Genomic DNA, 10,240 nt, shown 5'->3' on the forward strand with positions numbered 1-10,240 from the left:
CGTGTCTGAGCTTCTGAGCCCCGCCGAGGTGCAGGCAGCGGCGGAGGTGGCGGCCCAGCTGAAGAAGGGCCTCAACCAGGTGCTGCTCGATCAGGAGGGTGTCGTCGAGCAGGTGGTGGTGGCGGTGCTCGCGCGAGGCCACGTGCTGCTCGAGGGCCTGCCCGGCCTCGGCAAGACGGAGCTGTGCAAGGCGCTCGCGCGGCTGCTGGCGCTGCCCTTTCGCCGCATCCAGTTCACCCCGGACCTGCTGCCGGGCGACATCACCGGTACCTACGTGCTGGAGGGAGAAGGCCGCCGCGAGTTCACCTTCCGCGAGGGCCCCCTCTTCGCCAGCGTCGTCCTCGCGGACGAGATCAACCGCTCCAGCCCGAAGACGCAGTCCGCCTTGCTGGAGGCGATGCAGGAGCGGAGCGTGACGGTGCTGGGGCAGACGCGAGCGCTGCCTGATCCCTTCTTCGTGCTGGCCACGCAGAACCCCATCGAGCTGGAGGGCACCTACCCGCTGCCCGAGGCACAGCTCGATCGCTTCCTCTTCCGCGTCCTGGTGCCGCCCGTGGGAGCGAAGACACTGAGCACCCTGCTCACCACCCGTGTGCGCGGCGCTTCTCCCGCGCTCTCGCCCGTGCTCGATGCCGAGAGCCTGGGGCGCCTGTTCGCCGCCACGGATCGTGTGCACCTGCCTGGACCCGTGGCCGACTTCATCGGCCGGCTGGTGGAGGCCACCGACTCGCGCCAGGCCCACGCCCCGGACGCGGTGCGCCGCTTCGTGCGCTATGGTGCCTCGCCTCGTGCGGCGCTGGGGCTCGCGGCCGCGGGCCGTGCGCTGGCGCTGCTGCGGGGCAAGCCCAATGTGGGCTTCGACGAGATCCTCGCCGTGGCACCCGCCGTCCTCAACCATCGGCTCGTGCTCGCCTACGAGGCCTCGTTGGAGAAGGTGTCGTCCAGCGAGGTCATCCGCGCGCTGATCCAGGCCGTGCCCGAGGTGCCTCGTGCGTAGGCCCCTGCCTGCCTGGCTGCTGTGCGCCGCGCTGCTGGCCGGAGGCACTGGGTTCGCGCAGCTCCACCCTGGGAATGTCCCCGGGCCTGGGAAGCTCGTGGTGGCCACGTCCCCTGTCCCACCGCCGCCGCCTCCCGCGGTGGAGACGGAAGTCGGGACGGAGGAGCAGGCCGCGGAGGCGATCGCCCCCGAGGAGGAGGCCGTTGCCGACGAGGCGGCCGCTTCCGTGGAGAAGGCCTCTGTCGATGATGAGTCCGAGGGCCCGCAGCGCTTCGGCTATGCGGACACGACAGGCAACCTGGAGAACCTGGAGGACACGGATGGGCTGCGCGTGTCGATCCGCAGCGGCTCCCTGCGCGCGAAGCGCGGGTACACGCCCCTGGAGGTGACGCTGCACAACACCGAGAACGCGCCGAGGCAGATGCGCCTCTCCCTCCAGGGGTACAGCTCAGGCTCCCCCACCACCGAGCGAGAGCTGGAGCTGGGGCCGCGCCAGCGGCTCACCACGTACCTGCTCATCCCCGCGCCCGTCCAGTCTGGGCTCTTCAACGTGAGCGGGCCCAGCATCCGCCCGCGCGGCAACGGCGTGTACCTGGACGAGGGCAGCTCCCTCTCCTCCCTGGTGCTCGGCACCTCCAAGGCGTTCGAGGCGGGGACAGGCATTCCCCGCGCCGAGGACCGCAAGCCTCCGGAGCTGAACATCCGCTTCGTGCCCGTGCAGGACGCACCCCGGGAGCTGGCCGCTTATGTGGGCTACCCCGTGGTGATGGTGATGGAGGAGGTGGCCACCGTGCCCGCCGATGTGTGGGCGGCGCTGGAGAACTACGCCGCGGCGGGCGGCTCGCTCATCCTGGCCCGGCCACCTCGGGATGTGCACCAGCGCCTGCCGCTGCTCTCCCCGGAGCCCGAGCGAGACGCATGGAATGGCTATGGCTTCGGCGACGTGTACCTGTGCCAGTCCGGGAGCCAGGACTGCGGCAAGGCGATGCTGGCCGTCGAACAGGATGGCAGGCTGCCACTGGATCCAATCGGGCCGCCGCCCCGCTGGGAGAACAACCGCTTCGCGCTGAACGGAGGCGAGACGCCGCTGCTGCCCAATGCCCTGGTGCCGGTGGGCCGCTTCCTGGTCCTCATCTTCCTGTTCTCACTGGTGGTGGGGCCCGGCGGGCTCATGCTGGCGCGGCGCAAGGGGCCCGTGGCGCTGCTGATCGGCGTGCCGTCGGTGGCGCTGATCACCTGCCTGATCATCATCGCCGACTCGGTGCTGGTGGACGGCTTCGTCACGCACTCGTCGCGCTACAGCTACACGTTCCTGGATCGGCCGAGGGATCGGGCGGTGACAGCGGGGGTCGGGGGCTACTACGCGAACCTCGCGGCCGGCACGATGCGGTTCCCGGCCAACAGCGTGCTGCTGGCGCCCGATGAGATGAATGATTGGTTCGTGGACGTGAGCTGGACGGGAGGGGGCATGGAGGCGGAGGGCTTCCTCCCGGCGCGCAACTACCTGGAGTGGGGAGAGCTGGCCGTGGTGCCCACGCGGGCCCGGCTGGCGGTGCGACGCGAGGGGGCGGTGGTAAAGGTCCAGAACGCGCTCGGAGCCCCGCTCCAGGCGGGCTCTCTCCAGCTGGGGAAGAAGCGGTACTCACTGCCCGAGCTGGCTGATGGCGCCGAGGGCGTGGCCACGGAGCTGCAAGGAGAGGCCGGCACCAGCATCGTGCACCCACCCATGAGCATGACGCGCAGGACGAGGGAGCGCAGGCCTGGCTTCCAGCTGCCCCTACGGGACGGGGAGTTCGTGGCGCAGCTGCGGGGCCTGGGCTTCGGGCCGCTGGCGGTGCTGAAGGTGGAGCTGCACGAGGGTATTCACTACGTGCGCGGACAGGTGGACACGCCATGAGCGGCCCGCGGCGAGCCGAGGTGAGGCGATGAGCCTGTTGCAGGTGAAGGGGCTGCGGCGCGACTACGGCGCGCTGCGCGCGGTGGATGACGTGACCTTCGAGCTGGAGGCGGGCACCATCCTGGGCTTCATCGGCCCCAATGGCGCGGGCAAGAGCACCACCATGCGCATCATCGCCACGCTGGACACGCCCACCGCGGGCGAGGTGCTGCTGGATGGGCAGTCGGTGGTGGACTCGCCGGACAAGGCCCGGCCGCTCATTGGCTACATGCCGGATCGCTACGGCACCTATGACGACGTCACCGTGTGGGAGTTCCTCGACTTCTTCGCGCGCGCGTACGGGCTCAAGGGTGCGGTGCGGCACAAGCGGGTGGCCTCGGTGATGGAGTTCACGGGGCTGAATCCGCTGAAGGACAAGCTCACCAGCGCGCTCTCCAAGGGCATGAAGCAGCGCGTGGCGCTGGGGCGGACGCTGCTGCACGATCCGAAGCTGCTCATCCTCGACGAGCCGGCGGACGGGTTGGATCCGCGCGCCCGCATCGAGCTGCGCGAGCTGCTGCGAGCGCTGGCGGATCAGGGCAAGGCGGTCCTCATCTCCAGCCACATCCTCACGGAGCTGGCGGAGATCTGCGACACGTGCGCCATCATCGAGCAGGGGAAGCTGCTGGCGACGGGCAAGGTGGCGGACCTGCTGGCGCAGAGCCAGCTGGGGACGGGGACGGAGCTGGTGATGCGGCTGGCGGCGGTGGCGGAGGGTGAGGCGGCGTACGAGCGCGCGGAGCGGGTGTTGCTGGAGCAGCCCCGAGTGGGGCAGGTGTCCCGTGAGACCGGCCAGCTGCGGGTGCGGCTGGAGCTGGAGCAGGGGGCAACCCGGGAGCAGGTGGACGAGGCAGCGGCGCGGCTGCTGGCGGCGCTGGTGGGGGCGGGGGTGCCGGTCTGCGCGTTCAGCCACCGGGAGCTGAACCTCGAGGATGCCTTCATGACCGTGACGAAGGGGAGGGTGGCGTGAGCGAGCACGTGGAGACCGTGGCACCGGCCACGCTGAGCGAGCGGCTGGGGGATCGGATCAACCCGCTGGTGGTGAAGGAGATCCGCCAGGGGCTGCGCACCCGCGTGTTCTGGGTGTGCTTCGGGCTGATGCTGCTGGCGTGCGTGCTGCTGTCGCTGATGGCGTACGCGGACGTGAAGGACGGTGGGTACCGGGCGCGAGGGAACACGTACTTCTTCGCCTACTTCGTGTGCCTGGGGCTGGTGCACTTCTTCGTCATTCCGTACAGCGCCTACCGCTCGCTGGCGCGCGAGCGCGAGGACGAGACGTGGGTGCTGCTGGCGCTCACGGGCCTGGGGCCGCGGCGCATCCTGCGCGGCAAGGTGACGTCCTTCCTGGCGCAGGCGGCGCTGTACGCCTCCGCGGTGGGGCCCTTCCTGCTGTTCAGCTACTACCTCAACGGCATCGATCTGCCGACGATCCTGATCGTGCTGGTGCTGGGGGCCGCGTGGCTGGTGTTCCTCACGGTGCTGGGGGTCTGCGCGGCGACGCTCGCGGACGGGCGGCTGGGGCGGGCCTTCGTGCACTTCCTGGTGCTGGGCATGCTGGCCGGGGGTGTGGCCCAGGGGTTGGGAGGGGCCTTCGCGCTGGGCGAGGGAGGCTCCCGGCTGATGCGCGAGAAGGAGTTCTTCTACGTCATCGGCATCGCACTGTGGCTGATGCTGAGCTACGGGTGGTTGTTGTTCGAGGCGGCGGCCGCGCGGTTGTCCCTGGTGACGGAGGACTACTCCCGAGGGCCCCGGCGGGCGCTCGTGGTGCAGGTGCTGGTCAGCGCGGGGGTGGTGGCAGCGCTGTGGTGGAGCCAGGGGCAGAATCGTGAGGTCGCGACGGCGGCGGGCGTGGTCGGGTGCCTGCACCTGACGCTGTCGGGGCTCTTCGTCATCTCCGACGTGGATGGGCAGGCGCGGGCGCTGCGAGCGACGACGCGGGCGTGGAGCCTGTTCCGGCCGGGGGCGGTGCGCGGCTTCCGGCTGATGGTGCTGATGATCGCGGGGTGGTCGTTCTTCTGCGCGGTGCTGGGGTGGAACTCCGACGACACGCGGAACAACTGGCGCTCGTTGACCTACGTCATCTTCGCCGCGGCGGCATACCCCATCCTGTACTTCGCGGTGGCGATCCTGGTGGGGAGGATGCCGCGCTCGGACCGGATGTCCTCTCCGGCGGCGGTGCGCGTCTTGTTCGTGTCGCTGGCGGGCCTGGGCTCGGTGCTGCCGCCGCTGCTGGCGCTGCTGGTGGACGAGAAGGCGGACAACGGGCTCATCAATCTGCTCAACCCCATCGTGGGGCTCGTGGCCTTCGGGCAACATGAGTACTCCAAGGACGAGCCCAAGATGACGGTGGAGCTGCTGTACTTCCTCTGCGGAGTGGCGGCGCTCGCCGCCTTCGCCGCGGATCGGACGCTGGTCGAGCGCGAGCAGCGGGTCCACGCGTCGTGAGCGCGGCGGCGGACGAGACCGAGGTGGCGAGGCTGGCACCTGGGCTCGCGCTGGCGCTGCCTCGGGTGCCGCACCGGGGACGGGTGGGAGAGGTGCGTGCCTCTTCCGCGGGCGCCTCGTTGGAGCTGCACGACTTCCGGGTGTACCAGCCTGGGGATGATCTGCGGCAGGTGGACTGGAACGCGGTGGCTCGGACGGGGGAGATGATCCTCCGCGTGCGCCAGGACGAGGTGTCCCCACGGGTGGAGGTGCTGGTGGACTCCTCGCGCTCCATGGCGCTGAGCCCGGCGAAGGAGGCTCGCGCGCGCGAGGTGGCGCTGCTGGCCGTGGAGGTGGGCGCGCTGCAGGGACTGACGCCCACGCTGCTCACCACGGGCTCGCGGCCGGAGCGGGCGCAGGGACAGGTGTGCCGCTCGGCGCTGCGCTCGGCGGCGTTCGACGCGAAGGATGACCTGGCCGCGGCGCTCGGGCGGATGCCGCCGCTGCGCCCATGCGGCCTGCGGGTGGTGGTGAGCGACTTCCTCTTCGAGACGGACCTGTCCGCCATGGTGGCGCGGCTGTCGCGCGGGGCCTCGGCGCTCTTCCTGGTGCAAGTGCTGGACGCGGAGGATCTGGATCCCTCGGGAGGCGAGGGGGCCCGGCTGGTGGACTCGGAGAGCGGCGCGGCGCTGGAGGAGCTGCTCACCGAGGACGTGCTCGCTGCCTATGCACGCCGCTTCGCCGAGCATCAGCGCGCGCTGCGGGCCGCTGCGGCGCGAGCGAGGGCGACCCTGGTGACGGCACCTGCGCCGGAGCGGCTGACTGCGCTCGTGCGAGGCCCGCTGCGGCCGCTCTTCGTGGCAGGAGGAGCCGCGTGAGCTTCGGCTTCCCATGGGGGTTGCTGGCGCTGGGGGCACTGGTGCCGCTGGCGGCGGCGTACTTCCTGCGGCGGCGGCAGAAGCCGGTGACGGTGAGCGCGCTCTTCCTATGGCGCACGCCTCGCCCGCGCGCTGAGGCGGGCCCGCGCTTCGAGCGATTTACCCGAGAGGCCTCGCTGCTGCTGGAGGTGCTGGCGGTGGTGGCGGCAGCGCTGTTCCTGGCGGACGTGCGCTTTGGCGATGACACGCGGGCGCGTCATGTGGTGCTGGTGGTGGATGGGAGCCTCTCGCTCTCGGCGCGAGGGCCGGAAGGGGTGACGGTGCTGGAGCGCGTGCGCCGGGAGGCAGCGCGGCGGGTGGAGGAGGAGCGCGCCACGCGGGTGACGGTGCTGGCCACTGGCTCGGTGCCGCGGGCGATTGCGGGCCCGGAGGCGGAGCCCTCGAAGGCGCTGGGGGCGCTGGAGTCCTTCCAGGCGCTGGGAGCGGACCACGACGCGACGGCCACGCTGCTGTGGGCGCAGGAGCTGGCGGGGCCGGGGCGGTGGGTGCACTTCTTCACGGACGCGATGCCGGCGGAGGGCGCGGTGGTGCCGCCCGCGGTGCGGTGGACGGCGCTGGGAGCGGCTCGGGACAACGTGGCGCTCGTCTCGGCGCAGCGGCGGGATGAGGGCACGAAGGCCACGGTGACGCTGCGGGTGGCTCGCTTTGGGGGGGCGGAGGCGGTGGAGGTGCGGGTGCGCGCACAGCCAGGGGCGGGCGCGAAGGAGGGGACGGAGCAGCGCGAGGTGATGCGGTTGCCCGCGGAGGGGGCGGCGACGGTGCGGCTGACCTTCGAGAACGCGGGAGACGTGGAGGTGATGCTGCCGGAGGATGCGTTGCCGGAGGATGGGCAGGCGCGGTTGGTGCCCTCGGTGGTGCGCCCGGTGCGTGTGGCGCTGGCGGAGGGGTTGGAGGCGCAGGCGCGCCAGGCCCTGGAGCGCTTCCTGGCGGTGGCGCCGGAGGTGGAGATGGGGGCGGGCGAGGGAGCGCTGCTCATCGGGCCGAGGGGAACGGATGCCAGGGTGACGGTGGGGGCGGGCGGCACGATGCGGACATTCCTGGGGCCGTTCTTCTCGGAGAAGGGCCACCCGTTGCTGGATGACGTGCAGCTCGCGGGCGTGCGGTGGACGGCAGGGGACAACCCTCCGGGGCGAGCACTCATCACCGCGGGGGATGCGGTGCTGGTGTCCGACGAGGAGGGCCGCGTGCACCTCAACCTGGAGCTGGCGCGCTCGAACCTGCAGCGTACGCCGGCGTGGCCGGTGCTGCTGGGCAACATGCTGCGCGAGGCCCAACGCGCGCGCGAGGGATTCCCACGCAGACAGCTCACGCTGGGAGAGCCGCTGCCGGTGGTGACGCAGCCGGGGGCGCGCTACACGCTGGTGGGCCCGCTGGGAGAGAGACCCGTCTTCGGAGCCGGCACGTTGACCCTGCCTGCGCCGCTGGTACCGGGCCGCTACACGCTGGAGCGGGACGGCGAGCCCGTGGACGTGACGGAGGTCCTGGCGCTGGATGCGCGCGAGTCGGATCTGCGCGGTCGTGGCAGCGGTGAGAGGCAGGCCGAGTTCGAGGAGAAGGACGAGGGGAGCGCAGGCTCACCGGGCCGGGCTCGCTGGCCCCTGCTGGTACTCCTGGGAGCGCTGCTCGCCGACTTCTACGTGACGCGGCGGAGGTAGCAGGCTCAGGAGGCTGAGTCTCTGTGCTGAACAGGTGGCGAAGCGTAATCTGTTGGCGCGGGCGGACGCACTGGTCAAACGACTCTTCGCCTGAGCCAATAGTCAGATCGGCTGTCGCACCCGCATGAAGCAGGACCTTCAACGCTGACTGTCGGACCGCCAGCGGCGTGCCAGTCGCTCACGGACAACTTCCCAGTCCTCAAGCTCGGCCGTTCCATTCTCTACCTCTCGTGCACGCTGGTCCAACTCCGCCAGCCAGGCATCCGCAGCCGTGGGATCTTCCTGCTCGTCGAGGCTGACGAGCAGCTCATGAGCAATGCGAGCTCGCTTCTCTGCCGGCAGAGCAAGCACGTCGGTCAGGAGGTCCTTCTCCGAAGCCATGGGTCCATTCTAATGCGTTGATGGGGTTCGTGCACCCCATGGAAGCCTGTGGGTAGACTTCTACCTGACGAGGCAGTGGCAGATGACATGAGCGACTCTCGAGAGAACCACACTGCGGTTGTGGCCCCCAAGGCTGGCGGCGCCACCGCCTATCGCATCGAGACCCCTCGGCTCGTGCTGCGCTGCTACACACCCGCCGATGCGCCCGCTCGGAAGGAGGCAGTGGATGCCAGCCGCGACCACCTCCTGCCCTTCATGACCTGGGCCCGAGAGGATCCCCGGCCGTTGGGGGAGCACGTCGCGTTGCTGCGACGGTTCCGGGGGATGTTCGATCTGGATCAAGATCGCCTGCACGCCGTCTTCGATGCCTCGGAGCAGCGCCTGCTGGGGGAGGCGGGCCTCCTGACGCGTGCGGGGCCGGGAGCGCGGGAGCTGGCCTACTGGATTCGCACCGATGCAGCGGGACAGGGCTTCGCGACCGAGATGGCTGCCGCCCTGACGCGGGTGTGCTTCGAGGTGGAGAAGTTGCGACGTGTGGATGTGCAGTGCGACGTGGGCAACGAGCGCAGCGCGGCCGTTGCTCGTCGGCTGGGCTTTCACCTGGAGGGAACGCTGCGAGCGCGCCAGCTCCCATCGGACGAGCAGCCTGGCGATCTCCTCGTCTTCTCTCTGCTCTCCAGCGAGCTCCCGCACAGCCCGGTAGCGCGAGTGGACATGAAAGCCTTCGACGTCCTGGGCACACGGCTCCTCTGAGGTTCGAGAAGGTGATGGGGCGGGCTGGACGTGTCCTCTACGATCTCTATGCTCCAGGCCGCACCGCGGGCGCAGAAGGACTTGGCGTGGCCATCGACTCGACCCTCACCTTGAACGGGGAGTTTCCGTAGATCGAGCCGCTCCAGCCGGCTCCCTGACGCTCACCCATGGAGCTTGGGCTACCACGCACGTGGGAGCGATGGAAGCCGTCGTCGAGAGCTGTGCGCCGTGGGGTGCGGCGCCTGCGACGGTGTGGTCGGTCGCTGCTGTGGCAGCCGGTGGCTCTGGTAGCGTGCCGGGTGGGCATGGCCACGGCGAACGAGATCATCGACTTTGAGCTGGAGCGGGGGCGCCATGGGGCGCTGCTGGGCCGCGAGGATGTGCTGGCGGAGTTGGACGCGCTCCTGCTGGGCGGGTCGTCGCGTGGGTGGGTGCTGGTCAAGGGCGGACCGGGGTTGGGCAAGAGCGCGCTCCTGGCCGAGTGGCTGAGACGGCGTGAAGCTGCGGGGCACCGCGTCCCCCACCATTTCCTGCGGCGCGGTGTGGAGGATTGGGATCGGCCCGAAGTGGTGAAGCGCAACCTGTCGGCCCAGGTGGAGGCGTTGTACCCCGACCTGACGGACACGGAAGCGCGTCCCGAATCGCGGCTGAACAAGCTGCTGCTGCGAGTGTCTCAGGTGCTGGCGCCACGCCAGGAGCAGCTGGTGCTGATGGTGGATGGGCTCGACGAGGTGGAAGAGGAGGCGGACGGCTCCAACCCGTTGCCGGGCTTCCTGCCGCCCATGCTGCCGCCGGGCGTGAAGATATTGTGTGCTTCACGCCCCACGTACCCGTACCTGAGCTGGCTGGAAGCACGGGACGGGGTGCGCACGATCGACCTGGATGACGGACGATGGGCGGGCTCGAATCGGCAGGTGGTGCGGGAGTACTGGGAGCAGGAGCGAGCATCTCCTCGGTTCAAGCCGCCGCTGGCGGTGCCCTTCGTGGAGGAGATCGTTCAGAGAGCCGAAGGGAACGTTCTCTATGCGGTGAAGCTGGCGGAGTGGCTGGAGACTCAGCCCGTGGACAGGAGGCGGGCGGAGCTTCTTCCGCGGGGCCTCGAGGCGCTGCTTGACGAGAGCTGGGAGCGTATCCAGAAGCTGTCGGCGGATCTTCG

9 protein-coding genes are annotated in these 10,240 nt (G+C 70.3%); 8 read left to right on the top strand and 1 reads right to left on the bottom strand.

Annotated features, from left to right (window positions below; genetic code table 11):
• Nucleotide 1 precedes the first annotated feature (1 nt).
• The 6 genes from VD972_RS41440 to VD972_RS41465 are packed head-to-tail and all read left to right on the top strand — an operon-like array spanning nt 2 to nt 7,950.
• Nucleotides 2–997 (top strand): AAA family ATPase, encoded by a 996-nt coding sequence (locus VD972_RS41440; protein ID WP_324994901.1) that lies wholly within the window; start codon nt 2–4, stop codon nt 995–997.
• Nucleotides 990–2,894 (top strand): hypothetical protein, encoded by a 1,905-nt coding sequence (locus tag VD972_RS41445; protein ID WP_324994903.1) that lies wholly within the window; start codon nt 990–992, stop codon nt 2,892–2,894. The genes VD972_RS41440 and VD972_RS41445 overlap by 8 nt, the downstream gene beginning before the upstream one ends.
• 28 nt (nt 2,895–2,922) lie before the next feature.
• Complete coding sequence (locus VD972_RS41450) at nt 2,923–3,903, top strand: ABC transporter ATP-binding protein (protein ID WP_324994905.1); 981 nt, start codon at nt 2,923–2,925, stop codon at nt 3,901–3,903.
• On the top strand, nt 3,900–5,378 hold the full coding sequence (locus VD972_RS41455) for an ABC transporter permease (protein WP_324994907.1): 1,479 nt from the start codon (nt 3,900–3,902) through the stop codon (nt 5,376–5,378). The genes VD972_RS41450 and VD972_RS41455 overlap by 4 nt, the downstream gene beginning before the upstream one ends.
• On the top strand, nt 5,375–6,235 hold the full coding sequence (locus tag VD972_RS41460) for a DUF58 domain-containing protein (protein WP_324994909.1): 861 nt from the start codon (nt 5,375–5,377) through the stop codon (nt 6,233–6,235). Before VD972_RS41455 ends, VD972_RS41460 begins: the two co-directional genes overlap by 4 nt.
• Entirely contained in the window at nt 6,232–7,950 is a 1,719-nt protein-coding gene (locus tag VD972_RS41465; protein WP_324994910.1) for a BatA domain-containing protein, read from the top strand. The genes VD972_RS41460 and VD972_RS41465 overlap by 4 nt, the downstream gene beginning before the upstream one ends.
• Before the next feature lie 138 nt (nt 7,951–8,088).
• Here the strand turns inward: VD972_RS41465 and VD972_RS41470 are convergent, their stop codons facing one another.
• A complete protein-coding gene (locus VD972_RS41470) occupies nt 8,089–8,331 on the bottom strand; it encodes an addiction module protein (protein ID WP_324994912.1) in 243 nt (80 codons plus the stop codon).
• A gap of 87 nt (nt 8,332–8,418) precedes the next feature.
• Between VD972_RS41470 and VD972_RS41475 the strand changes: the two genes are divergently transcribed.
• Together VD972_RS41475 and VD972_RS41480 are read left to right on the top strand one after the other, a co-directional pair.
• Nucleotides 8,419–9,084 carry a GNAT family protein gene (locus VD972_RS41475; RefSeq protein WP_324994914.1) on the top strand — a complete coding sequence of 222 codons (666 nt, stop codon included), beginning with the start codon at nt 8,419–8,421 and terminating at the stop codon, nt 9,082–9,084.
• Between the two features lie 305 nt (nt 9,085–9,389).
• Nucleotides 9,390–10,240: AAA family ATPase (locus VD972_RS41480; protein ID WP_324994917.1), on the top strand; the 851-nt coding region annotated here is incomplete at its 3' end.

The organism is Hyalangium sp. (genome assembly GCF_035629615.1).
In the GTDB taxonomy this organism is placed as follows: Bacteria; Myxococcota; Myxococcia; order Myxococcales; family Myxococcaceae; genus Hyalangium.